The following is a 23,973-nucleotide window of genomic DNA, read 5'->3' on the forward strand; positions in this document are numbered from 1 at the left end:
GGCGTCAGCCGACCGCGCCCTCCATCTGGAGCTCGATGAGCCGGTTCAGCTCCAGGGCGTACTCCATCGGGAGTTCCTTGGCGATCGGCTCGATGAAGCCACGCACGATCATGGCCATCGCCTCGTCCTCGCTCAGGCCCCGGCTCATCAGGTAGAAGAGCTGGTCGTCACTGATCTTGGAGACGGTCGCCTCGTGCCCCATCGACACGTCGTCCTCACGGATGTCGACGTACGGGTAGGTGTCCGAGCGGGAGATGGTGTCGACCAGCAGCGCGTCACACTTGACCGTGCTCCGGCTGTGGTGCGAACCCTCCAGCACCTGCACCAGACCGCGGTACGAGGTGCGGCCGCCGCCCCGGGCGATCGACTTGGAGACGATGGTCGAGGAGGTGTGCGGCGCGGCGTGCACCATCTTGGCGCCGGCGTCCTGGTGCTGGCCCTCGCCGGCCATCGCCACCGAGAGCACCTCGCCCTTGGCGTGCTCGCCGGTCATGTAGACCGCCGGGTACTTCATGGTCACCTTGGAGCCGATGTTGCCGTCGACCCACTCCATGGTCGCGCCCTCGTGGCAGACGGCGCGCTTGGTGACCAGGTTGTAGACGTTGTTCGACCAGTTCTGGATGGTCGTGTAGCGGCAGCGCGCGTTCTTCTTGACGATGATCTCCACGACCGCGCTGTGCAGCGAGTCGGAGGAGTAGAGCGGCGCGGTGCAGCCCTCGACGTAGTGCACGTACGCACCCTCGTCGACGATGATCAGCGTCCGCTCGAACTGGCCCATGTTCTCGGTGTTGATCCGGAAGTAGGCCTGGAGCGGGATCTCCACGTGCACGCCCTTCGGCACGTAGATGAACGAGCCACCGGACCACACGGAGGTGTTCAGCGCGGCGAACTTGTTGTCGCCGACCGGGATCACCGTGCCGAAGTACTCCTTGAAGACGTCCTCGTGCTCGCGCAGCGCGGTGTCGGTGTCGAGGAAGAGGACACCCTGCTCCTCAAGGTCCTCACGGATCTTGTGGTAGACGACCTCCGACTCGTACTGCGCCGCGACGCCGGCGACCAGCCGCTGCTTCTCCGCCTCCGGGATGCCCAGCCGGTCGTAGGTGTTCTTGATGTCCTCGGGCAGGTCCTCCCAGCTGGTGGCCTGCTTCTCGGTGGACCGCACGAAGTACTTGATGTTGTCGAAGTCGATCCCGGTGAGGTCCGCGCCCCAGGCCGGCATCGGCTTGCGACCGAACAGCCGCAGGCCCTTCAGGCGCAGGTCGAGCATCCAGGCCGGCTCGTTCTTCTTGGCCGAGATGTCCCGCACCACCGCCTCGTTGATGCCGCGCTGGGCGACCGCCCCGGCGGCGTCCGGGTCGGACCAGCCGTACTCGTAGCGACCCAGGGCGGCGAGCTGCTCTTCCTGGGTGAGGGGCTGGACGATCTGCTCGGTCATCTATCTGTCCTCACAGTGGTGACGGGATTACCGGACTGGGCGCGTGCCGGCTGGGCCGGAATGTGCGTGGTGCACACCCCGTCGCCGTGCGCGATGGTGGCCAGGCGCTGCACGTGGGTGCCGACCAGACGGGAGATCACCGCGGTCTCGGCCTCGCACAGCTGGGGAAACTCGGCGGCCACGTGCGCCACCGGGCAGTGGTGCTGGCAGAGCTGGCCGCCGGAGGCGATCGTGGTCGCGTTGGCAGCGTAACCCTCGGCGGTGAGCGCGTCGGCGAGTGCCTCCGCCCGCGCCAGGGGGTCGTCGCCGGCGTCCTCCATGGCGGCCCGACAGCGGGACTCCAGGGCGGACACCTGCTCGGTGGCGAACGCCTCGACCGCGTCGGAGCCGCCGCTGCGGGCGATCCAGCGCAGCGCGGCGGTGGCCATGTTGTCGTAGTGGTGCGTGCCACAGCGGACCCGGGCCGCCTCGGTCAGCAGGAACACCTTGGCCGGACGTCCCCGACCACGGCTGCCCTGCACCGTCTGCTCGCGGGCGAACACGTCACCCTCGGCGAGCATCGCGTCCAGGTGCCGCCGGATCGCCGCGGGGCTGAGCCCGAGCGCCGAACCGAGCTGCGCGGCGGTGGTGGCACCCCGCTCCAGCAGCAGCTGGGTGACCCGGTCCCGGGTGGGGACCTCGGTCGCCGCGGCGCCGCCGAGCGCGGTCGGCGTGGTCACGACGGGCGCGGACGCGGACACACCGACGGCCGGAGCGGCCGTCGGCTGCTGCCCCGAGAGCGCCGCCGTGTTTTTCACAACGCCAACGTTACGTAATTACTCGGAGGGTCGCAAACCCGGGTCCCGGTGATCCGAACCACCGACCCGGCGGAGTCGGACGAACCTCGATCACTACGGTGCGTAGGATTTGCGCCGTGAACCGATACGTCCGTCCGGTCTCCGGCACCCTGCTGCGCCGCCTCGCGCTCGCTTCGATCATCGCGAACGTGGGCATCGTCGTCACCGGCGGGGCCGTCCGGTTGACCGCCTCGGGCCTCGGCTGCCCCACCTGGCCCCGGTGCACCGACGCGTCGTACGTCGCGACATCGGAGATGGGCCTGCACGGGGCGGTCGAGTTCGGCAACCGCATGCTCACCTTCGCCGTGGGGCTGATCGCGCTGGCGACGGTGCTCGCCGTGCTGGCGCACCGCCCCCGCAGGCCCGGGCTGCTGGCCCTGGCCGTCGCGGTCTTCCTGGGCATTCCCGCCCAGGCGGTGATCGGTGGCATCACCGTGCTCACCAACCTCAACCCGTGGGTGGTCGGGCTGCACTTCCTCGCCTCGATGGCGGTGATCGCCGCCGCGTACGCCCTGTGGCGGCGGATCGGCGAGCCCGACGGCCCGACGGTGGCCGTGGTGCCGGCGCCGCTGCGCACGCTGACCCGGGTCACGACCGGCGTCGCCGTGGCGGTGCTGGTCGTCGGCACCTGGGTGACCGGCAGCGGCCCCCACGCGGGCGACCAGGGCGCCGCCCGCAACGGTCTGGACCCGGAGTCGATCTCCCAGGTGCACGCCGACAGCGTTTTCCTGCTCCTCGGCCTCTCGGTGGCGCTGATCTTCGCGTTCCGCGCGGTCGGCGCACGACGCGCCACCCGGGCCGCGGTCGTCCTGCTCGTCGTGGAGCTGGGTCAGGGCCTGATCGGCTTCGTGCAGTACTTCACCCACGTGCCGGCGATCCTGGTCGGCGCGCACATGCTCGGCTCCTGCCTGGTGCTGCTGGCCGCCCTCGCGGTGCAGTGGTCCACCCGCGAACGCCACCCGCTCACCCCCGCACCCCAGGCCGGCACGCCCGCCGAGGCCGAAGCCGTCCCAGCCACCGCCTGACGCCGCACAAGGCCGCCGCCCAGCGAGACCTCGGCCGCCGCCCGCCGCGTGATCTCGCCGGCCGAAGCCCCCACCATCCGCACGCTTTGCTCTGCTTCAACGACCGCAACACCCACCGTCCGGAAATCGGACGCCGGGTGTTGCGTCGGTTGAAGCAGAGCAAAGGGGGGTTGACCACCGCCGGCGGGTCCGTCCGTCCGACCCGAGACCGTGGGGGCGGCGGACGCCTGGGTCGGGTCAGCCTCGGCGGGCCAGGTGGATGGCGACGGCGTCGGCGACGCGGTCCGGTGCGCCCTCGGCGTGACCGACGAAGAGCGAGGGCTCGGTCAGCTCCAGCTCGACCAGGACCGGAGCGCCGTCCGGGCCGGGGATGAGGTCGACCCGGGAGTAGAGGAGCTGATTCGTGCCGCCCGGCACCACCGCAAGGGTCCGCTCCGCCACCGCCAGCTGCGTCGGGGTCGCGGTGCGGGCGGTGATCTCCTCGCCCTTGTAGAGCCCGTCCAGGCCGAGATCCGGGCCGGTCAGCATCGGGCCCTTGCGGATCGCGTGGCTGAACGTGAGCCCGTCGGGGCCGGCCAGGAAGAGCAGGGCCGTCTCGCCCTCGGTGTCGACGGCGGTCAGGTACGGCTGGACCATGGTCACCCGACCGGCGTCGGACAGCCGCCGCACGTGCGCGCCCGCCAGTTCCCGGTGCTCCGGGTCGGCCAGGTCGTACCGGCCGGTGTCCTGGCTGCCCGCGCTGACCGCTGGCTTGACCACGTACTCGCCGCTGTCGGCCGGTGAACGCCAGCTCTCCCCCGGCTCGATCCAGAACGTCGGCACGGTGGGCACGCCGGCGGCGCTCAGCTCGGCGAGGTAGCGCTTGTCGGTGTTCCAGCGCACCACGTCGGCCGGATTCACCAGCGCCGGGACGGTGGCTGCCCAGGCGACGAACTCGTCGCGGCGCAGCGCGTAGTCCCACGGCGAGCGGAGCACGACCAGGTCGTACGAGGACCAGTCGACGCCGGGGTCGTCCCAGACGGCCGCCTCGGCGGCGATCCCCCGGGCGGCCAGTGGGGTGAGGACCAGCCGGTCGTCCGGGTCGAGGTCGGCCAGTTCGGCACAGGTCACGAGAGCGACCCGGGGTTCCCCCCGGGTCGACTGGTGGTGGTCGGTCAATTCAGGTGTCTATCTCAGCGGGCCATCGTGCGCCGGGCCATCGACCGCCAGAGGTCGTTGCTCGGGCGCATCTGGTCCATCAGTTCACGCTCCCAGGCGTTCTCGACGGTGACTCCCGCCTTGGCGCACGCCTCGCGCGCGGTGACGGTGTCCTCGGCGAACTGGTCGCCCCACTCACCGTCGGAACCCACGAGGACGATTCGCGCGCCACGCTTGCCGACGTACTCGATGACCGCCTTCGCCCCGCCGTGCCCGGAGGCGAACGACTTGAGGCCCGCGACCAGACCGTTGGGCGCCTGGTCGCCGGCGGTCTGCTCGGCCGTCAGCGTCGTATCGGAACCATCTGCCATGACGCGAAGCCTAAGCAGAGTTCCACTCAGGCGGGCGAGAACCATGAACCTTTTGTGATGCCAATTACCTACAGGTTTAAGGAAGACCACAGACTACCTGTCCGGTTATATCCGGACTTTCCACCCCAAAACACGTCGGCAAACCAGGGCTCAAGGACCGCAGGTTGAGCCGATCCGACTCATGCCGAAAGTTACCCTGATGTGACGTTAAACCCGGACAACTCATCCATGATCGTGATTAAGCGGCTTCCACCGCCAGGGGTGGAGCAGGCGACGCGACGCGCGTCAGATCAGCGCGTCGATCGCGACGGCCACGAAGACGATCGTCAGGTACGTCGTCGACCAGTGGAACAGCCGCATCGGCTTGACCGCCTCGCCACGTGTCGCCCGCCGGCAGAGCCGGTGCGCCTCGACCAGGAAGATCGCGCCCACCACCAGGGTCGGCACGCCGTAGATCGCGCTGAGCCCCAGCGGCCAGACGGCCAGGGAGGTGAGCACGGTGAGCCAGGCGAAGATCAGGATCTCGGCGTTGACCCGGCGGGTGGAGGCAACCACCGGCAGCATCGGGATGCCGGCTCGGGCGTAGTCGTCCTTGTACTTCATGGCGAGGGGGTAGAAGTGCGGCATCTGCCAGAAGAAGACCACCGCGAACAGCCCCCAGGCGGCCGGCGCCAGCGAGCCGGTCACCGCCGCCCACCCGATCAGCACCGGGGCGGCCCCACAGGCCCCACCCCAGAAGGTGTTCGTGGGCGTGGAGCGCTTGAGCCACAGCGTGTAGACGAGGTCGTAGTAGGCGATCGCGGCGAGCGTCAGCCCGGCGGCCAGCAGGTTGGTGAACGCCGCCATCAGGGCGACCGAGACCGCCGCGAGCACCAGACCGAAGACCAGCGCGTTGCGCGGCGACACGGTGTGCGCCGGAAGCGGGCGACGCTTGGTACGCCGCATCAACTGGTCGATGTCCCGGTCGATGTAGCAGTTGAGCACGCTGGCCGCGCCGGCGGCGAGCGAGCCGCCGATCAGGACCACGGCCATCAGCCACAGCGACGGCAGACCCCCGTCGGCGAGCATCATCGCCGGGACGGTGGTGACCAGGAGCAGCTCCACGATCCGCGGCTTGGTGAGCGCCACGTACGCCGAGAGCACCGCGCGAACGTCCCGGCGGGCCACCGGGGCCTCGACCGCCCGCGCCGGGGGCTGCCCGGCAGGGTTGCTCGCGGGGCGCTCGGTGATCATGCTCACGGATTGCCACCTTCCGGCATCGCCACGGGGAGATCGATCGGCCGCGCCCGCTCGGGGGCCGCACACCGACCCACACACTACGCGTTGTCGTTTTGGCTGCCCGGCCGACCCGACAACGGTGCGGGCCGTCACACCACAGGGTTGAACGACGCGGCCGGTTGCCACGTACCGCACACCATGCACTGATCCCCGGGCGGACGTTTAGGCACGCTCGATAGGGTCACCAGTGAGGGTTCCGCCCATCTGCCGAGGAGCACAACCATCGTGGCTGCCAACCGACCCGAGCACTCCGCACTCAACTGGTCCGACCTCGACCGCCGGGCTGTCGATACCGTCCGCGTGCTGGCCATGGATGCCGTCGAGAAATCCGGCAACGGCCACCCGGGCACCGCGATGAGCCTGGCGCCCGCGGCCTACCTCCTCTTCAACCGGGTCATGCGGCACAACCCCGCCGACCCGAACTGGCCCGGCCGGGACCGGTTCGTGCTGTCCGCCGGGCACTCCAGCCTGACGCTCTACATCCAGCTGTTCCTGTCCGGCTACCCGATGAGCCTGTCCGACCTGCAGTCGCTGCGGCAGTGGGGCTCGCTCACGCCGGGTCACCCCGAGCACGGGCACACCCCGGGCGTGGAGACCACGACCGGCCCGCTCGGGCAGGGCCTGGGCAACGCGGTCGGCATGGCCATGGCGGCCCGCCGTGAGCGTGGCCTGTTCGACCCGGAGGCCGAGCCGGGCGCGTCGGTGTTCGACCACGACATCTGGTGCATCGTCTCCGACGGCGACGTCGAGGAGGGCATCAGCCACGAGGCGAGCGCCCTCGCCGGGCACCAGCAGCTGGGCAACCTCACGGTGATCTACGACGACAACGAGATCTCGATCGAGGACGACACCCGGATCGCCAAGAGCGAGGACGTGGCCGCCCGATACGAGGCGTACGGATGGCACGTGCAGACCGTCGACTGGCGTCTCGGCGACGCCGACCAGGGCGACTACCACGAGGACGCGGAGGCCCTGCACGCGGCGCTGCTGGCCGCCAAGGCGGAGACCGACCGTCCCTCCTTCATCGCGCTGCGCACCATCATCGGCTGGCCCGCGCCCAACAAGCAGAACACCGGCAAGATCCACGGCTCGGCGCTCGGCGCCGACGAGGTGAAGGCCACCAAGCAGATCCTCGGCTTCGACCCGGACAAGACCTTCGACGTCGACGAGGAGGTGCTCGCCCACGCCCGGAAGGTGATGGGCCGCGGCTCCGCCGCCCAGGAGGAGTGGACCACCGCGTTCGACGCCTGGAAGAAGGCCAACCCGGAGCGCACGGCGCTCTACGAGCGGATGGCTGGCCGCGTGCTGCCCGACGGGTGGGCCGACGCGCTGCCGGTCTTCCCCGCCGACGCGAAGGGCGTGGCCACCCGGGCCGCGTCCGGCAAGGTGCTCGAGGCCCTCGCGCCGGTGCTGCCGGAGCTGTGGGGCGGCTCGGCCGACCTCGCGGAGAGCAACAACACCACCATGAAGGGCGAGCCGTCGTTCATCCCGGCCGCGCACGCCACCAAGGACTTCCCCGGCCACGAGTACGGCCGCACGCTGCACTTCGGCATCCGTGAGCACGCCATGGGCGCGATCCTCAACGGCATCGCCCTGCACGGCGGCACCCGCCCGTACGGCGGCACCTTCCTGGTGTTCAGCGACTATATGCGTCCCTCGGTGCGGCTGGCCGCCCTGATGAAGCTGCCGGTGACCTACGTCTGGACGCACGACTCGATCGGCCTCGGCGAGGACGGGCCGACCCACCAGCCGGTGGAGCACCTGACCGCGCTGCGCGCCATCCCCGGCCTGGACGTGGTGCGCCCGGCCGACGCCAACGAGACCGCCTGGGCCTGGCGGCTGGCGCTGGAGCACACCGACCGGCCGACCGCGCTGGCGTTGAGCCGGCAGCCGCTGCCGACCTTGGACCGCGACGTCCTGGGCAGCGCGGAGGGTGTGGCCAACGGTGGCTACGTGCTGGCTGAGGCGTCCAACGGCAAGCCGCAGGTGATCATCATCGGCACCGGCTCCGAGGTGCAGCTGTGCCTGACCGCCCGGGAGCGGCTGGAGGCCGACGGCACCCCGACCCGGGTCGTGTCCATGCCCTGCCAGGAGTGGTTCTACGAGCAGGACGAGGCGTACCGGGAGTCGGTGCTGCCGCGCGGGGTAAAGGCACGGGTGAGCGTGGAGGCGGGCATCGCGATGTCCTGGCGCGGCGTGGTCGGCGACCTGGGCGAGAGCGTCAGCCTGGAGCACTACGGGGCGAGCGCCCCGCACACCGTGCTCTTCGAGCAGTTCGGGTTCACCGCCGACCGGGTCGTGGCGGCGGCACACGCCTCGCTGGCCCGGGTGGGCGACATCACCGGTTTCACGACCGGCAACTGAGGGGAGCGTGGACGGCATGACGGACAGGCTGAGTGAGCTCACCGCCGCAGGCGTGGCGGTCTGGCTCGACGATCTTTCCCGGGTACGACTGAGCTCCGGCGGGCTGGACCAGCTCCGCCGCGAGAAGCACGTGGCCGGCGTGACCACCAACCCGACGATCTTCGCGAAGGCGCTGAGCGACGCCGACGAGTACAACTGGCAGCTTCGCGACCTCGCCATGCGTGGCGTGGACGTCGAAGAGGCGGTGCGCATGCTCACCACGTACGACGTGCGGTGGGCCTGCGACGTGATGCGCCCGTCGTACGACGCCAGCGCGGGTGTCGACGGTCGGGTCTCCATCGAGGTGGACCCGCGGCTGGCCCACGAGAGCGACCGGACGGTCGCCGAGGCCAAGGCGCTGTGGTGGCTGGTTGACCGGCCCAACCTCTTCATCAAGATCCCGGCCACCGAGGCCGGCCTGCCGGCGATCACCGCCACCCTGGCCGAGGGCATCAGCGTCAACGTCACGCTGATCTTCGGGCTGGACCGCTACTCGGCGGTGATGGAGGCGTTCCTGGCCGGCCTGGAGCAGGCCAAGGCGAACGGGCACGACCTGTCCACCATCGGCTCGGTGGCGTCGTTCTTCGTCTCCCGGGTCGACTCCGAGGTCGACAAGAGGCTGGAGAAGATCGGCTCCGAGCAGGCCAAGGCGCTGAGGGGCAAGGCCGCCGTCGCCAACGCGCAGCTCGCGTACGAGCGCTACTGCGAGGTGTTCTCCTCCGACCGGTGGCAGGCGCTCGCCGACGCCGGCGCGCACCCGCAGCGACCGCTGTGGGCGTCCACCTCGACGAAGAACCCGGACTACCGGGACGTCATCTACGTCGAGGAGCTGATCGCCCCCGGCACGGTCAACACGATGCCGGAGGCGGTCATCCACGCGTACGCCGACCACGGCGAGACGCGCGCCGACACCATCACCGGCTCCTACGACGCGGCCCGCACGGTCTTCACCGACCTGGAGACGGTCGGGGTGGACATGTCCGACGTGATCGCCACGCTGGAGCGCGAGGGCGTGGAGAAGTTCGAGACCAGCTGGCAGGAACTGCTCGACGGCGTCCGCAAGTCGCTGGAGGCCGCGGCGAAGGGCAAGGGTGCGCCGAACAAGGCCGCCACGGGCAACGCCAAGGCCGCCGAGAAGGCCGGTGGTAACGCATGAGCGATCTTCTCGCCGGGGCGGCGGAGGCCGCCGCCGGGCTCGCGGTCCACGGCGCGGACGCGGTCGACAAGTCGGCGCCCGCCTCGACCCGGGACGCACTGGTCCGGGCCGAGGTGCCCGGCAGGCTGGCCGCGAAGGACCCGAGCCTGTGGGGTCCGGACGCCGAGGCCGAGGCGAAGGTCCGGCTCGGCTGGATGGACACCCACCAGCGCAGCCGGGAGCTGCTGGTCCAGCTCGCCGAACTGAAGGCGGAGCTGGCCGACCTGGACCACGTGGTGCTCGCCGGGATGGGCGGCTCCTCGCTGGCCCCCGAGGTGATCACCCGGACCCTGGGCCGACCGCTGACCGTGCTGGACACCACCGACCCGGGCCAGGTCCGGGCCGCGCTCGGTGACCGGCTGGAGCGCACCGTCGTGGTGGTGGCCAGCAAGTCCGGCTCGACGGTGGAGACCGACAGCCACCGGCGCGCGTACTGGCAGGCGTTCCTGGACGCCGGGATGACCGAGGCGGAGGCCGGCCGGCACTTCGTCATCGTCACCGACCCCGGTTCGCCGTTGCAGAACACCGCCACCGAGATGGGCGCGTTCACCGTGCTGGCCGACCCGAACGTGGGCGGCCGGTACTCGGCGCTGACCGCGTTCGGGCTGGTGCCCTCCGCGTTGGCCGGCGTGGACGTGGCCGAACTGATCGACCAGGCCGACGCGCTGGCCGCGTCGCTCGGCAACGACCGGGACAATCCGGCGCTGGCGCTGGGCGCCGCGCTGGGTGCGGCCGCCACGCTGGCCCGGGACAAGGTCGCGCTGATCTCCGACGGCACCGGTATCGACGGGTTCGGCGACTGGGCGGAGCAGCTCATCGCCGAGTCGACCGGCAAGGCCGGGGTGGGCATCCTGCCCGTCGTGGTGGAGTCCCCGCAGAGCCCCGGCGCCACCGGGCCGGACGTGCTGAGCGTCACCTACGGCGGCGCGCTGGCCACCGGCGACGTGCCGGGCGGCGGCACCGACCCGGACGTGGCGGTCAACGGCCCGCTCGGGGCGCAGTTCCTGGCCTGGGAGTACGCCACCGCGGTGGCCGGCGTGGTGCTCGGCATCGACCCGTTCAACCAGCCGAACGTCACCGAGTCCAAGGAGAACACCAACAAGATCCTGGCCTCGGGCCTGCCGGCGGAGGCGCCGTCGTTCACCGAGGGCGCGATCGAGGTGTACGCGCCGAAGGGCGCCCCCGGTGACCTGGCCGGCGTGCTGCGCTGGCTGCTCGACGGGCTGGGCGACGACGGCTACCTCGCGGTGATGGCGTACCTCGACCGGTTCGCCGACGCCGACGCGGCCCGGCTGCGGCCGCTGCTGGCCGGCGCGTCCGGCCGCCCGGTCACGTTCGGCTGGGGGCCGCGGTTCCTGCACTCCACCGGCCAGTACCACAAGGGCGGCCCGCAGGTCGGCAGCTTCCTCCAGGTGACCGGCGCGGTCGCCGAGGACCTGCCGGTGCCGGGCAAGCCGTACACCTTCGGCGAGTTGCAGGCGGCGCAGGCCGCCGGCGACCGGCAGGCCCTCGCCGGCCGGGAGCGTCCGCTGCTGCGGCTGCACCTGACCGACCGGGCCGCCGGCGTCGCCCAACTGCTCGACGCGGCCGGTGAGCTACGGGCGTGAGGATGGACGACGTGACACAAGCGGAGCGAGGAGGCGGCGTGAACCCGCTGCGCGACCCCCAGGACCGCCGGTTGCCACGGATCCCCGAGCCGTGTGCTCTGGTGATCTTCGGGGTGACCGGCGACCTGGCCCGCAAGAAGCTGCTACCCGCGGTGTACGACCTGGCCAACCGGGGGCTGCTGCCGCCCGGTTTCGTGGTCCTCGGCTTCGCCCGGCGCGACTGGGGTGACGGCGACTTCGAGACGCTGGCGTGCGAGGCGGCCCGCAAGCACGCCCGTACCCCGTGGCGGGACGAGGTCTGGGCACGGCTGGCCGGCAACATCAAGTTCGTCGGCGGGTCGTTCGACGACGACGACGCGTTCGACCAACTCGCCACGACACTGGACGAGCTGCGGCAGAGCCACGGCATCGCCGGCAACGCGGCGTTCTACTTCTCCATCCCCCCGGCCGCGTTCCCCGTCGTGCTCAAGCAGCTCGCCCGCACCGGGATGGCCGACAACGAGAAGTCCGGCGGCTGGCGCCGCGTGGTGGTGGAGAAGCCGTTCGGTAACGACCTGCCCTCGGCGAAGGCGCTCAACGACCTCGTCGACGACGTCTTCACCCGGCAGGACGTCTTCCGGATCGACCACTACCTGGGCAAGGAGACGGTTCAGAACATCCTCGCCCTGCGGTTCGCCAACAACCTGTTCGAGCCGCTGTGGAACTCCAAGTACGTCGACTCGGTGCAGATCACCATGGCCGAGGACGTCGGCATCGGCAGCCGGGCCGGCTTCTACGACACCGTCGGCACCGCCCGCGACGTGCTCCAGAACCACCTGCTCCAGCTTTTGGCGCTGGTGGCGATGGAGGAGCCGACCAGCTTCGACGCCGACGAGATCCGCACCGAGAAGTTGAAGGTACTCAAGGCGATCACCCTGCCCAAGGACGTGGTCCGCGACACCGTCCGCGGCCAGTACCTGCCCGGCTGGGTCGGCGGTGAACGTGCCGTCGGCTATCTGGAGGAGCAGGGTGTTCCCGCCGACTCCACGACGGAGACGTACGTGGCGGTGCGGCTGGGCATCCAGAACCGCCGCTGGGCCGGGGTGCCGTTCTACATCCGGGCCGGCAAGCGCCTCCCCCGGCGGGTCACCGAGGTGGCCATCATGTTCAAGAAGGCGCCCCACCTGCCGTTCAACGACGCCGACATGGAGTCGCTGGGCAACAACCAGTTGGTCATCCGGGTGCAGCCGGACGAGGGCGTGGTGCTGAAGTTCGGCTCGAAGGTGCCGGGCACCACGATGGAGGTCCGCGACATCGCCATGGACTTCCAGTACGGCGAGGCGTTCACCGAGTCCAGCCCCGAGGCGTACGAGCGACTGGTGCTGGACGTGCTGATCGGCGACCGCACCCTGTTCCCGGACGCGGCGGAGGTCGAGCAGAGCTGGCAGGTGATCGACCCGCTGGAGCACGCCTGGGTGGGCACCCGGCCGGAGCCGTACCGCGCCGGCGAGTGGGGGCCGCGGGCGGCCGACGAGATGCTGGCCCGCGAGGGCCGCGCGTGGCGGCGCGCGTGACCGGGGTGGCGGCGTGAGCGAGCGAACCAGGAGGCTCCAGTGATCGGGCTGTGGGACACCACCGGAAGTGAGGTGGTCAAGGCGCTCGCCGCCGAGCGGCGGAGCGCCGGCGGGGTGGCCAGCGGCATGGCGCTCACCCTCATCGTCGTGGTGGACGAGAAACGGGTCCGCGAGGCGGAGGCGGCGGCGACCATCGCGGCCGCCGCCCACCCGTGCCGGCTGGTGGTGGTGGTCCGCTCCGAGATCGAGCGGGACCGCAACCGGCTGGACGCGGAGATCGTGGTCGGTGGCCGGCTCGGCCCGTGCGAGGCGGTGGTCACCCGGATGTACGGGCGGCTGGCCCTGCACGCCGAGTCGGTCGTGATGCCGCTGCTGGTTCCGGACGTGCCGGTGGTCACCTGGTGGCACGGCGAGCCACCGGCCGAGATCGCCACCGACTTCCTCGGGGTGGTCGCCGACCGGCGGATCACCGACACGGCGCAGGCCACCGACCCGGTGGAGGCGCTGCGGCAGCGGGCCCGGGACTACGCCCCGGGCGACACCGACCTCGCGTGGACCCGGATCACCCCGTGGCGGACCCTCGTCGCCGGGGCGTTCGACACCACCGAGGCGCGGGTCACCGAGGCGACCGTTGTCGCGCCGCCCAGCGACCCGACGGCGGCGCTGATGGTCGGCTGGTTGGCCAGCAGGCTCGGCATCACCCCCCGTCGGGTGGACACCAACGAGTTCCCGCGGATGCGTGAGGTGCAGCTGAGCTGCGCCAACGGCGACCAGCTGACGTTGACCCGCGAGGACAGCATGGCGGTGTTCCGGCGGACCGGCCAGGACGACCGTGCCCTGCCGCTGGTCCGTCGACCGCTCGGTGACGAACTGGCCGAGGAACTGCGCCGCCTCGACGCCGACCAGGTGTACGCGGAGGCCCTGGGCGCCACCGCCGGCCTGCGCGGGCTGGAGCAGCGTTCCCCGCAGCGGGTGCACGTCTGGAAGGATCCGGCCACCGCCCAGCGCGCCGAGGCCGGGGTCACCGCGCACTCCGGCACGAGCGGCGAGAGCTGAGCCCGGCGACGGCCGGCGCACCACATCGGGCGGGGCCGGGGTGATCCCGGCCCTGCCCCGGCACCTCCGGGGCACCCTGCCCCGCCACCTCCGGGCGTACCAACCCGGGCACAACGCGACAGCGACCGTCCCACGGTCGGGAAACGAAGGCACAACCGATGAGTGAGGCGAGTGTCGCCGTTCACGCCGACGCCGACATGCTGGCGCAGGCCGTGGCGGCCCGGCTGCTGGTGAAGCTGCTCGACGCCCAAGCCGACCGGGGCGAGGCCTCGGTGGTGCTCACCGGTGGGCGGATCGCCGCTGCCGTGTACCGGGCGGTGGCGCAACTGCCGGCCCGCGACGCGGTGGACTGGTCCCGGGTCGACGTGTGGTGGGGCGACGAGCGTTTCCTGCCCGCCGGTGACCCGGACCGCAACGAGACCCAGGCGCGGGCGGCCCTGCTGGACCTGGTGCCGCTGGACCCGGCCCGGGTGCACCCGATGCCGGCCTCCGACGGCCCGGCCGGCAACGACCCCGAGGCGGCCGCCGCCGCGTACGCCGAGGAGTTGGCGCGCGCCGCCCGCCCCGGGCACGCCGCGCTGCCGCACTTCGACGTGCTGATGCTGGGCGTCGGGGAGGACGGGCACGTCGCCTCGATCTTCCCCGAGCATCCCGTGCACTACGAGAGCCGGCCGTGCAGCGCGGTGCGGGGCAGCCCCAAGCCGCCGCCGCTGCGGACCACGCTCACCCTGCCGGCGATCAACACCGCCGAGGAGGTCTGGTTGGTGGCCGGCGGCGCGGACAAGGCCCGGGCGGTCGGCATGGCGCTGGCCGGCGCCGGGCCGGTGCAGCTGCCGGCCGCCGGGGTGCACGGCGTGGACCGTACCCGCTGGCTGCTGGACCGGGCGGCGGCGGCCGACGTGCCCGCCCGCCTGCGCAGCCTCCGCTGAGACCGAGGGGCCCCTTCCTGAGGGGCCCTTCTCACTCGCCCCGGCGGCGGCGCAGCGCGGCCAGCGCCTCGGCCAGCAACGCCTCACCCTCCTCGGCAGTGCGCCGCTCCTTCACGTACGCCAGATGGCTCTTGTAGGGCTCGGCGCGGGTCCGGCCGGGCGGGTTCTGCGCGTCCTGGCCCGCCGGGAGGCCGCAGCGGGGGCAGTCCCACAGCGGCGGCGCGGTGGCGTCCGCGGCGATCCGGATGCTGGTCCGGTGGTCGTTGCGGCACCAGTAGGTGACGTCCTGTCGGGGGGCGGGATGGTGCCGTTCGTCCGGCCGGACGGGTGCGGACCCGACCCGGGCGCCGCGGATGACGTTGCCACTCGGCACGGCTGCTCGCTCCTGTCGTCGGAGGGACCCGCCGCCGGAGGGGGTAGGGCGGCGGGCGACGCGGTGCAGCGGAGAAAAGCCTGCGCGCGGCCCGTCGTAACGGACCGCGCGCAGATTGTACGACTTGACGGGCGTGCTCAGGCGCCGCTGTTCATCTGGAGGCGGAGCCAGAGCCCCAGCCCGACGATGGCGGCGAACCAGACGATGCTCACCAGAACGGTGTAACGGTCCAGGTTCTTCTCCGCCACCGACGAGCCGGCGAGGCTGGAGCTGACGCCACCGCCGAACATGCTCGACAGACCGCCGCCCTTGCCGCGGTGCAGCAGGATCAGCAAGGTGAGCAGAACGCTCGTGATGATCAGCAACACGATCAACGTGTATGCGAACCAGATCGGCATGGCTGGGGTCAGTCCTCTCGTAGCGATCCTCGCCCGGTCTGATCGGGCACGGTGGCACCGACCGGCGGACGGGCGGGGTCAAGGATACCGAGCGATCAGCGGGCGATGTGCTCCGGGAACCGGCAGATCTGCGCGAATTCCTCCGCGTCGAGGCTGGCGCCCCCCACCAGGCCGCCGTCCACGTCCGGCTGGGCCATGATCGAGGCGACGTTGGACGCCTTGACCGAGCCGCCGTAGAGGACCCTGACCTGGTCGGCGGTGTCCTGGTCGAAGCGCTCAGCCAGCCGCTTGCGAACCGCCCCGCAGACCTCCTGGGCGTCCTCGGGTGTCGCGGTCTTGCCGGTACCGATCGCCCAGACCGGCTCGTACGCGATCACCACCTGGCGTACCTGCTCGGCGGTCAGCCCAGCCAGGCCCCCGTCGAGCTGATCGGAGCAGTGCGCCACGTGGGTGCCCTGCTCGCGCACGTCCAGCCCCTCCCCCACGCAGAGGATCGGGGTCAGACCGTGGGTCAGCGCCGCCTTCACCTTGGCGTTGACCTGCGCGTCGTCCTCGTGGTGGTAGGCGCGCCGCTCGGAGTGCCCGACCACCACGTACGTGCAGCCGAGCTTGGCCAGCATCGAGCCGGAGATGTCCCCGGTGTACGCGCCGGAGGCGTGCGGGGAGAGGTCCTGCCCGCCGTAGCCGATCAGCAGCTTGTCCCCGTCCACCGCCGTCTGCACCGTGCGCAGGTCGGTGAAGGGCGGCAACACGACCGTCTCCACCGCGGTGAGCTGCTTCTCGGTGAGACTCGCGGCCAGCTTCTGCACGAGCAGGTTGGCCTCGAGGTGGTTGAGGTTCATCTTCCAGTTGCCGGCCATCAGTGGCCGGCGGGTGGTGCTCGCCATTCAGTTCTCCAGGGCCGCGATGCCGGGGAGGGACTTGCCCTCGAGGTATTCCAGGGACGCGCCACCACCGGTGGAGATATGCCCGAAGGACGACTCGTCCAGGCCGAGGGCACGGACCGCCGCCGCCGAGTCGCCGCCACCGACGACGGTGAACGCGTCGGCCTTGGTGATCGCCTCGGCCAACCCACGGGTGCCGTTGGCGAACGCCGGCATCTCGAACACGCCCATCGGGCCGTTCCAGAAGATCGTCTTCGCCTGGGACAGCGCGGCGGCGAAACCGGCCACCGTCTCCGGGCCGATGTCCAACCCGAGCCGGTGGCTCGGGATGCCGTCGACGCGGACCGTGTCGTGCGCGGCGTCCGGGGCGAACGCGTCCGCGACCACCACGTCGACCGGGAGCATGATCTTGCCGCCGGACCGCTCCAGCAGGTTGCCGCAGGTCTCGACCATGTCCTTCTCCAGCAGCGAGGTGCCCACCTCCAGGCCCTGGGCCTTGAGGAAGGTGAAGCACATCCCGCCACCGATGAGCAGTCGGTCGACCGTCGGCAGCAGTGCCTCGATCACCGCCAGCTTGTCGGAGACCTTGGACCCGCCGAGCACCACCACGTACGGCCGCTCGGGCTCGCCGGTGAGCTTGGAGAGGACCTCGACCTCACGCAGCACCAGCCGGCCGGCCACGTGCGGCAACCGGGCCGGCACGTCGTAGACGCTGGCGTGCTTACGGTGCACCGCACCGAACGCGTCGTCCACGTACGCGTCGCCGAACGCGGCGAGCTGGTCGGCGAAGGCGCCCCGCTCAGCGTCGTCCTTGCTGGTCTCACCGGCGTTGAAACGCAGGTTCTCCAGGAGGGCGACCTGGCCGTCGGCCAGGTCGGCGACGGTGGACCGGGCGGACTCACCGACGGTGTCGGTCGCGAAGTGCACCGGCGCGCCGAGCAGCTCACCGAGCCGCCCGGCGACCGGGCTGAGGCTGAACTGCGGGTCCGGCGCGCCCTTCGGGCGGCCCAGGTGCGAGCAGACGACCACCTTGGCGCCGGCGGAGACCAGCGCGCCCAGCGTCGGCAGCACCGCGCGGATGCGGCCGTCGTCGGTGATGTCGCCGGTCTGCTTGTCGAGCGGGACGTTCAGGTCGGCGCGCACCAGCACGCGCCGACCCGACACCCCCTCGGCGAGCAGGTCGTCGAGGGTCCGGATGCTCACAGCGAGGTACCGACCAGCTTGACCAGGTCGACGAGGCGGTTGGAGTAGCCCCACTCGTTGTCGTACCAGCCGACGACCTTGACCTGGTTGCCGACCACCTTGGTCAGCGGCGCGTCGAAGATGCACGACGCCGGGTCGGTCACGATGTCGGTGGAGACGATCGGGTCCTCGTTGTAGACCAGGATGCCCTTGAGCGGGCCGTCCGCGGCGGCCTTCAGCGCGGCGTTGACCTCGTCCACGGTGGTCTCACGACCAACGTTGACGGTGAGGTCGGTGACCGAGCCGGTCGGGATCGGCACCCGCAGCGCGTACCCGTCGAGCTTGCCCTTGAGCTCCGGCAGCACCAGGCCGATGGCCTTCGCGGCACCGGTCGAGGTCGGCACGATGTTCAGCGCGGCGGCGCGTGCCCGGCGGAGGTCCTTGTGCGGCGCGTCCTGCAGGTTCTGGTCCTGGGTGTACGCGTGGATCGTCGTCATCAGACCGTGCTGGATGCCGAACGTGTCGTGCAGGACCTTCGCCATCGGCGCGAGGCAGTTGGTGGTGCACGAGGCGTTGGAGATGATGGTGTGCTTCGCCGGGTCGTAGGAGTCGTGGTTGACCCCCATGACGACGGTGACGTCCTCGTTCTTCGCCGGGGCGGAGATGATGACCTTCTTTGCCCCGCCGTCGACGTGCGCCTTCGCCTTGGTGGCGTCGGTGAAGAAGCCGGTCGACTCGATGACGACGTCGGCGCCGACCTCGCCCCACGGCAGCGACGCCGGGTCCTTCTCCGCGTACGCCTTGATGGTCTTCCCACCGACGGTGATCTCGTCGGCGGTGGCCTTGACCTCGTACGGCAGACGACCCAGGATGCTGTCGTACTTGAGCAGGTGGGCGAGCGTGGCGTTGTCGGTGAGGTCGTTCACCGCCACGACCTCGATGTCGGCGTCGGACGCCAGCACTGCCCGGAAGAAGTTACGGCCGATCCGGCCGAAGCCGTTGATGCCAACCCGGATGGTCACAGGTCCCATCTCCTCGCGTTCTGGTCCGCCGGCTTCAGACAACGGGCCGGCGGAGTGGTGTGCGCCGACCGTTGGAGCCGGCCGTTGACGGTTCATCTCGGCACCCCGCCGCGGTCTGAGGACCTGACCGCCCGAGGCGGTGGGCACGACGAGGAGTGCCTGTGTCGGCCCCCTTGCCGTACGCAGCGACCTTATCCGAGCGTGCGGGGCCACGCTGCGCCGGGTCGTGCTCCCGGGCGCACCGTGCGGCCCCACCGTCCTATCAGACCACGAGCATGTCGGGCGTGACGGCTGCTTCGGTATCCGGGATGCCCAGGTCCCGGGCCCGCTTGTCGGCCAGCGCCAGCAGCCGGCGGATACGCCCGGCGATGGCGTCCTTGGTCAGCGGCGGCTCCGCCAGCGCGCCCAGCTCCTCCAGCGACGCCTGCCGGTGCTCCAGGCGAAGCCGACCGGCGTCGGTGAGGTGGTTGGGCGCCTCGTCGGCGAGGATCTCCAGCGCCCTGGTCACCCGGGCGGCGGCGGCCACCGCGGCACGCGCCGAGCGGCGCAGGTTGGCGTCGTCGAAGTTGGCCAGCCGGTTGGCGGTGGCGCGCACCTCGCGGCGGACCCGGCGCTCCTCCCAGGCCAGCACGCTGGAGTGCGCGCCGATCCGGGTGAGCAGCGCGGCGATGGCGTCGCCGTCCTTGACCACCACCCGGTCCACACCGCGCACCTCGCGGTTCTTGGCGGTGATGCCGATGCGGCGGGCCGCCCCGACCAGGGCCAACGCCGACTCCGGCCCGGGACAGGTGATCTCCAGTGCGCTGGACCGGCCCGGCTCGGTCAGCGAGCCGTGCGCCATGAACGCGCCCCGCCAGGCCGAGACCGCGCAGCAGACGTTCGCCGCCACCACGTGCGGGGGCAGCCCGCGGACCGGCCGGCCGCGCACGTCCAGCAGGCCGGTCTGCCGGGCCAGGGCCTCACCGTCCTTGACCACCCGGACGATGAAGTGGCTGCCCTTGCGCAGACCACCGGAGGCCAGCACGTGGATCTCGCTGGGGTAGCCGTAGACCTCGGCGATCTCCCGGCGCAACCGGCGCGCCACCGCGCCGGTGTCCAACTCCGCCTCCACCACCACACGGCCGGAGACGATGTGCAGGCCGCCAGCGAAGCGCAACAGCGCGGCCATCTCCGCCCGCCGACAGCAGGGCTTGGGCACGTCGACCCGACTCAGCTCGTCCTTGACCGCAGCCGTCATCGCCATTGTGCGTCCCCTCACGGACCGGTTCCGGCGTGTCGCCGGAGATTACGTACGTGTCTAACGATCGGCACCCAGGACAGGCACCAGCGCGGCGCCCAAGGCAGCTGGATCATGGCGGGGAGTCCCGTCGGTGATGGCGACGGGGGCGAGGACCAGGCGCGCACCCAGCGATTCTGCCGCACGTTCGACCGGTTCGGGGTCACCCACCGCCTTGGCATCGGCGAGCACAAGATCCACCTTGAGCTCGGGCAGGTACCAGCGCAGCGCCGCGAGGTGGTCGGCGACGGAGAGCCCGAGGGTCTCCTTCTCCGCCGCGAGGTTCAGGGTGACCAGTCGGCGGGCCGGGCTGGACACGATCGCGTCGGCCAACTGCGGCACCAGCAGGTGCGGCAGCACGCTGGTGTACCAGCTGCCCGGCCCGAAGATCAACCAGTCCGCCTCCCCGATCGCCGCGAGGGCCTCCGCGCAGGCCGCCGGGGCTGCCGGGGTGAGCCGCAGCGACTCCACCCGCCCGGTGGTGACCGCCACCTGATGCTGGCCGCGCACGGTGCATACCTCGTCGGGGGCAGCCGGGTCGACGCCGCGCACCCGCGCCTCGATGCCCACCGGCTGGCGGGACATCGGCAGCACCCGGCCGACCGCGCCCAGCATCGCCCCGGCGTGCTCCAGCGCGGCCACCGGATCGCCGAGCAGCTCCATCAGCCCGCAGAGCACCAGATTGCCGACCGCGTGCCCGGCCAGCCCGTCGCCGCTGGTCGCCGCCGGGCCGCCACGGCCGTCCTCGCCGGCCGCCGGGTCCGCGCACGCCGCGTCCGCGGGCGCCGCGGCGAAGCGGTGCTGGAACAGCCCCGCGCTGCGTCGCGTCGCCGGGTGGTCCCCCGCCAGCGCGACCAGGGCCTGCCGCAGGTCACCGGGGGGCAGGCCGCCCCGCTCGGCCCGCAGCCGGCCACTGGACCCGCCGTCGTCGCCGACCGTGACCACGGCCGTGATGTCCAGGTCGAGTTCGGGAGCGCAGTGGCGCAGCGCTCGCAGCGAGGCGGAGAGGCCGTGCCCGCCGCCGAACGCCACCACCCGGCGGGACGTCATTCGCGCCCCAGGTCGCGGTGCTGGGCGTTGGCCGCCAACCCCGACTGGCGCAGCCGCCCGGCCAGCTCCTCGGCGATGGCCACGCTGCGGTGCTTACCGCCGGTGCAGCCCACGGCGACCGTCAGGTACCGCTTGCCCTCCCGCTCGAACCCGGCCGTCGTGGCGTTGACCAGGTCGGCGTACGAGGCGACGAAGGCGTCCGCGCCCTCCTGGCCCAGCACGTACGCGCTGACCGCCTCCTCCCGGCCGGTGTGCTCGCGCAGCTCCGGCACCCAGTACGGGTTGGGCAGGAAACGGGCGTCCAGCACGAAGTCGGCGTCCGGCGGCAGACCGTACTTGAAGCCGAACGACAGGACGGTCACCCGCAGCCGGCGGGCGTCCTCGCCGCCGAACAGCTCCTCGATGCGCCGGCGGAGCTGGTTGACGTTCAGGTGGCTGGTGTCGATGATCACGTCGGCCTGGTCGCGGGCCTCCTCCAGCAGGCCCCGCTCCACGGCGATGCCGTCGGCCAGCCGCCCGTCGCCCTGCAACGGATGCGAACGCCGGACGCTCTCGAACCGCCGGATCAGCACCTCGTCGTCGGCGTCGACGAAGACCACCCGGGGTGAGAAACCGCGCTCCTTGAGCTCGCGGATCGCCCCGGCGAGGTCCGTGGAGAAGGCGCGCGAGCGCACGTCCAGCACCATCGCGGTACGTCGCGCCGCACCGCCGGCCTTGAACGCCAACTCGGCCATGTCGAGCATCAACGCCTGCGGCAGGTTGTCCACCACGTAGTAGCCGACGTTCTCCAGCGCCCGGGCGACCGTGCTGCGACCGCCACCGGACAGACCGGTGACCACCACGAGGGTGGTCTCCGACTCCGCCGCCGGCTGCCCGTCGGTGGCCGCCGGGACGTCGATCCCGTCACCGGCTGTGCGCGCCTCGCTCACCCGTACCCCCAAGCCGTGGCGCCGCGGCCGCCCTCGGCCGCGATTGGTCAATCAGCGACTCTATCCCGCCGCCCGGGCAACGTCCGGCACCCGTCGCCGGTCGGCCCGTCCGGCGCACCCGTGGGGTGCGCCGGACGTGCGGTGTCGGGGTCGGCTCGTAGACTCCGCGGATGGCTTCCCCCACCGACCTGCGGACCGAGGACGCGCTGGGCGTCCTGCGCCGGGTGTTCGGCTACGACGCGTTCCGCGGCTTCCAGCGGGAGGTGATCGACCACGTGGTGGCCGGCGGCGACGCGCTGGTGCTGATGCCCACCGGTGGCGGCAAGTCGCTGTGCTACCAGGTCCCGGCCCTGGTCCGCGACGGCGTCGCGGTCGTCGTGTCCCCGTTGATCGCCCTCATGCAGGACCAGGTGGACGCGCTCACCGCCGTCGGCGTACGGGCCGGCTTCCTCAACTCGACCCAGACACTCGACGCTCGGCGCCGGGTCGAGGCGGCCTTCGTGGCCGGCGAGCTGGATCTGCTCTACCTGGCCCCGGAGGCGCTCGGCGTCCGGTCCACCCTCGCCCTGCTCGACCGGGGCAGGATCAGCCTGTTCGCGATCGACGAGGCGCACTGCGTGTCGCAGTGGGGGCACGACTTCCGCCCCGACTACCTGGCGCTGTCGATGCTGCACGAGCGGTGGCCGCAGGTCCCCCGGATCGCGCTGACCGCCACCGCGACCAGCGCCACCCGCACCGAGATCGCCACCCGGCTCAAGCTCGACGACGCCCGGCACTTCGTGGCCAGCTTCGACCGGCCCAACATCCAGTACCGCATCGTGCCCAAGCACGAGCCGCGCAAGCAGCTGCTGGCCCTGCTGCGCGACGAGCACCCCGGCGACGCCGGGATCGTCTACTGCCTGTCGCGCGCCTCGGTCGACAAGACGGCCGAGTTCCTCACCGCCAACGGGGTCGCCGCGCTGCCGTACCACGCCGGCCTCGACGCGGGCACCCGCGCCGCCAACCAGCAGCGCTTCCTCCGCGAGGACGGCCTGGTGATGGTGGCGACCATCGCCTTCGGGATGGGCATCGACAAGCCCGACGTCCGCTTCGTCGCCCACCTCGACCTGCCCAAGTCCGTCGAGGGCTACTACCAGGAGACCGGCCGCGCCGGCCGGGACGGCCTGCCGTCCACCGCCTGGCTGGCGTACGGGCTCCAGGACGTGGTCCAGCAACGCAAGATGATCGAGACGTCCGACGGCGACCTCGCCCACCGCCGCAACCTCGCCGCGCACCTGGACGCGATGCTCGCGCTCTGCGAGACGGTGCGCTGCCGGCGGGTCCAACTGCTCGAATACTTCGGCGAGACGACGACCACGGCCTGCGGCAACTGCGACACCTGCCTCACCCCACCGGAGTCCTGGGACGGCACCGTGGCGGCGCAGAAGCTGCTCTCCGCCGTCTTCCGCCTCGACCGCGAACGCAACCAGCGGTTCGGCGCCGGGCACTGCATCGACATCCTGCTCGGCAAACAGACCGACAAGATCAGCCAGTACGGCCACGACACGCTGACCGTCTTCGGCATCGGCACCGAGTTGCGCGAGGCCGAGTGGCGGGGCGTGGTCCGGCAACTGCTCGCCGAGGGGCTGCTCGCCGTCGAGGGCGACTACGGCACGCTGGCACTGACCGAGGCGAGCGCCGACGTGCTGGGCCGCCGGCGCACCGTGACGATGCGCCGCGAGCCGGAGCGGCCGGCGTCGAGCCGGTCGGCGAAGCCACGAGGCTCCGCCACCGTTTTCGCCGACCTGACCCCGGCCGCCGCGACGCTCTTCGAGCGGCTGCGCGGCTGGCGGGCGGCCACCGCCAAGGAGCAGGGCGTCCCGGCGTACGTGATCTTCCACGACGCCACGCTGCGGCAGATCGCCAGCGACGCACCCGGGTCGCTGGCCGAGCTGGCCCGGGTCAGCGGGGTCGGCGAGAACAAGCTCGCCAAGTACGGCGAGCAGATCCTGGCCGTCCTCGCCGAGAACACGCCAGCCTGATCCGGGCATGACG

Annotated in this window: 21 protein-coding genes; 8 read left to right on the plus strand and 13 right to left on the minus strand. The window is 71.7% G+C overall.

Annotated elements, in window-relative coordinates; all coding sequences use genetic code 11:
- Positions 1-4 precede the first annotated feature (4 nt).
- Together sufB and ACTWLT_RS29790 are read right to left on the minus strand one after the other, a co-directional pair.
- Positions 5-1,435, minus strand: a complete 1,431-nt coding sequence (gene sufB / locus ACTWLT_RS29785; RefSeq protein WP_074312771.1) for a Fe-S cluster assembly protein SufB — start codon at positions 1,433-1,435, stop codon at positions 5-7.
- Positions 1,432-2,154: a helix-turn-helix transcriptional regulator gene (locus ACTWLT_RS29790; RefSeq protein ID WP_445321233.1), complete on the minus strand. Its 723-nt coding sequence runs from the start codon at positions 2,152-2,154 to the stop codon at positions 1,432-1,434. Before ACTWLT_RS29790 ends, sufB begins: the two co-directional genes overlap by 4 nt.
- 176 nt (positions 2,155-2,330) lie before the next feature.
- Between ACTWLT_RS29790 and ACTWLT_RS29795 the strand changes: the two genes are divergently transcribed.
- On the plus strand, positions 2,331-3,296 hold the full coding sequence (locus tag ACTWLT_RS29795) for a COX15/CtaA family protein (protein ID WP_445321219.1): 966 nt from the start codon (positions 2,331-2,333) through the stop codon (positions 3,294-3,296).
- Between the two features lie 237 nt (positions 3,297-3,533).
- On the opposite strand, the gene ACTWLT_RS29800 is transcribed toward ACTWLT_RS29795, so the two are convergent.
- The 3 genes from ACTWLT_RS29800 to ACTWLT_RS29810 all read right to left on the minus strand — a co-directional run bounded on the left by ACTWLT_RS29800 (position 3,534) and on the right by ACTWLT_RS29810 (position 6,043).
- Positions 3,534-4,454 (minus strand): ATP-grasp domain-containing protein, encoded by a 921-nt coding sequence (locus ACTWLT_RS29800; protein WP_445321220.1) that lies wholly within the window; start codon positions 4,452-4,454, stop codon positions 3,534-3,536.
- Positions 4,455-4,468: 14 nt separating this feature from the next.
- Positions 4,469-4,804: a hypothetical protein gene (locus ACTWLT_RS29805; protein ID WP_252420196.1), complete on the minus strand. Its 336-nt coding sequence runs from the start codon at positions 4,802-4,804 to the stop codon at positions 4,469-4,471.
- A 285-nt stretch (positions 4,805-5,089) separates the two neighbouring features.
- Positions 5,090-6,043 carry a heme o synthase gene (locus tag ACTWLT_RS29810; RefSeq protein ID WP_445321221.1) on the minus strand — a complete coding sequence of 318 codons (954 nt, stop codon included), beginning with the start codon at positions 6,041-6,043 and terminating at the stop codon, positions 5,090-5,092.
- A 264-nt stretch (positions 6,044-6,307) separates the two neighbouring features.
- Here ACTWLT_RS29810 and tkt point away from each other — a divergent pair, with 264 nt between their 5' ends.
- The 6 genes from tkt to pgl all read left to right on the plus strand — a co-directional run bounded on the left by tkt (position 6,308) and on the right by pgl (position 14,825).
- Positions 6,308-8,446 (plus strand): transketolase, encoded by a 2,139-nt coding sequence (gene tkt / locus ACTWLT_RS29815; protein WP_445321222.1) that lies wholly within the window; start codon positions 6,308-6,310, stop codon positions 8,444-8,446.
- Between the two features lie 16 nt (positions 8,447-8,462).
- Positions 8,463-9,641, plus strand: coding sequence for a transaldolase (gene tal, locus ACTWLT_RS29820; RefSeq protein WP_252420202.1), 1,179 nt, complete (start codon positions 8,463-8,465; stop codon positions 9,639-9,641).
- Positions 9,638-11,287, plus strand: a complete 1,650-nt coding sequence (locus ACTWLT_RS29825) for a phosphoglucose isomerase-related protein (RefSeq protein WP_445321223.1) — start codon at positions 9,638-9,640, stop codon at positions 11,285-11,287. The genes tal and ACTWLT_RS29825 overlap by 4 nt, the downstream gene beginning before the upstream one ends.
- 2 nt (positions 11,288-11,289) lie before the next feature.
- Positions 11,290-12,840: a glucose-6-phosphate dehydrogenase gene (gene zwf / locus ACTWLT_RS29830; RefSeq protein ID WP_252420206.1), complete on the plus strand. Its 1,551-nt coding sequence runs from the start codon at positions 11,290-11,292 to the stop codon at positions 12,838-12,840.
- Positions 12,841-12,879: 39 nt separating this feature from the next.
- Positions 12,880-13,896 (plus strand): glucose-6-phosphate dehydrogenase assembly protein OpcA, encoded by a 1,017-nt coding sequence (locus ACTWLT_RS29835; RefSeq protein ID WP_252420208.1) that lies wholly within the window; start codon positions 12,880-12,882, stop codon positions 13,894-13,896.
- Positions 13,897-14,054: 158 nt separating this feature from the next.
- The gene (gene pgl, locus ACTWLT_RS29840; RefSeq protein ID WP_445321224.1) at positions 14,055-14,825 is read left to right on the plus strand and encodes a 6-phosphogluconolactonase; all 771 of its coding nucleotides are present in this window, start codon (positions 14,055-14,057) and stop codon (positions 14,823-14,825) included.
- A gap of 31 nt (positions 14,826-14,856) precedes the next feature.
- Here the strand turns inward: pgl and ACTWLT_RS29845 are convergent, their stop codons facing one another.
- From ACTWLT_RS29845 to rapZ, 8 genes are all read right to left on the minus strand, one after another.
- Entirely contained in the window at positions 14,857-15,198 is a 342-nt protein-coding gene (locus ACTWLT_RS29845) for an RNA polymerase-binding protein RbpA (RefSeq protein ID WP_445321225.1), read from the minus strand.
- Positions 15,199-15,335: 137 nt separating this feature from the next.
- The gene (gene secG, locus ACTWLT_RS29850) at positions 15,336-15,596 is read right to left on the minus strand and encodes a preprotein translocase subunit SecG (RefSeq protein WP_252420214.1); all 261 of its coding nucleotides are present in this window, start codon (positions 15,594-15,596) and stop codon (positions 15,336-15,338) included.
- A 95-nt stretch (positions 15,597-15,691) separates the two neighbouring features.
- Positions 15,692-16,483, minus strand: coding sequence for a triose-phosphate isomerase (gene tpiA, locus ACTWLT_RS29855; protein ID WP_252420215.1), 792 nt, complete (start codon positions 16,481-16,483; stop codon positions 15,692-15,694).
- Positions 16,484-17,683 carry a phosphoglycerate kinase gene (locus tag ACTWLT_RS29860; protein ID WP_445321226.1) on the minus strand — a complete coding sequence of 400 codons (1,200 nt, stop codon included), beginning with the start codon at positions 17,681-17,683 and terminating at the stop codon, positions 16,484-16,486.
- Entirely contained in the window at positions 17,680-18,684 is a 1,005-nt protein-coding gene (gap, locus tag ACTWLT_RS29865) for a type I glyceraldehyde-3-phosphate dehydrogenase (RefSeq protein ID WP_445321227.1), read from the minus strand. The genes ACTWLT_RS29860 and gap overlap by 4 nt, the downstream gene beginning before the upstream one ends.
- A 262-nt stretch (positions 18,685-18,946) precedes the next feature.
- A complete protein-coding gene (gene whiA / locus ACTWLT_RS29870; RefSeq protein WP_074312802.1) occupies positions 18,947-19,927 on the minus strand; it encodes a DNA-binding protein WhiA in 981 nt (326 codons plus the stop codon).
- A gap of 54 nt (positions 19,928-19,981) precedes the next feature.
- The gene (locus tag ACTWLT_RS29875) at positions 19,982-21,010 is read right to left on the minus strand and encodes a gluconeogenesis factor YvcK family protein (RefSeq protein ID WP_445321228.1); all 1,029 of its coding nucleotides are present in this window, start codon (positions 21,008-21,010) and stop codon (positions 19,982-19,984) included.
- Entirely contained in the window at positions 21,007-21,939 is a 933-nt protein-coding gene (gene rapZ / locus ACTWLT_RS29880) for an RNase adapter RapZ (RefSeq protein WP_445321229.1), read from the minus strand. The genes ACTWLT_RS29875 and rapZ overlap by 4 nt, the downstream gene beginning before the upstream one ends.
- A 170-nt stretch (positions 21,940-22,109) precedes the next feature.
- Here rapZ and recQ point away from each other — a divergent pair, with 170 nt between their 5' ends.
- Entirely contained in the window at positions 22,110-23,960 is a 1,851-nt protein-coding gene (gene recQ / locus ACTWLT_RS29885) for a DNA helicase RecQ (protein WP_445321230.1), read from the plus strand.
- Positions 23,961-23,973: the final 13 nt, after the last annotated feature.

This window comes from Micromonospora yongxingensis (assembly GCF_052601155.1).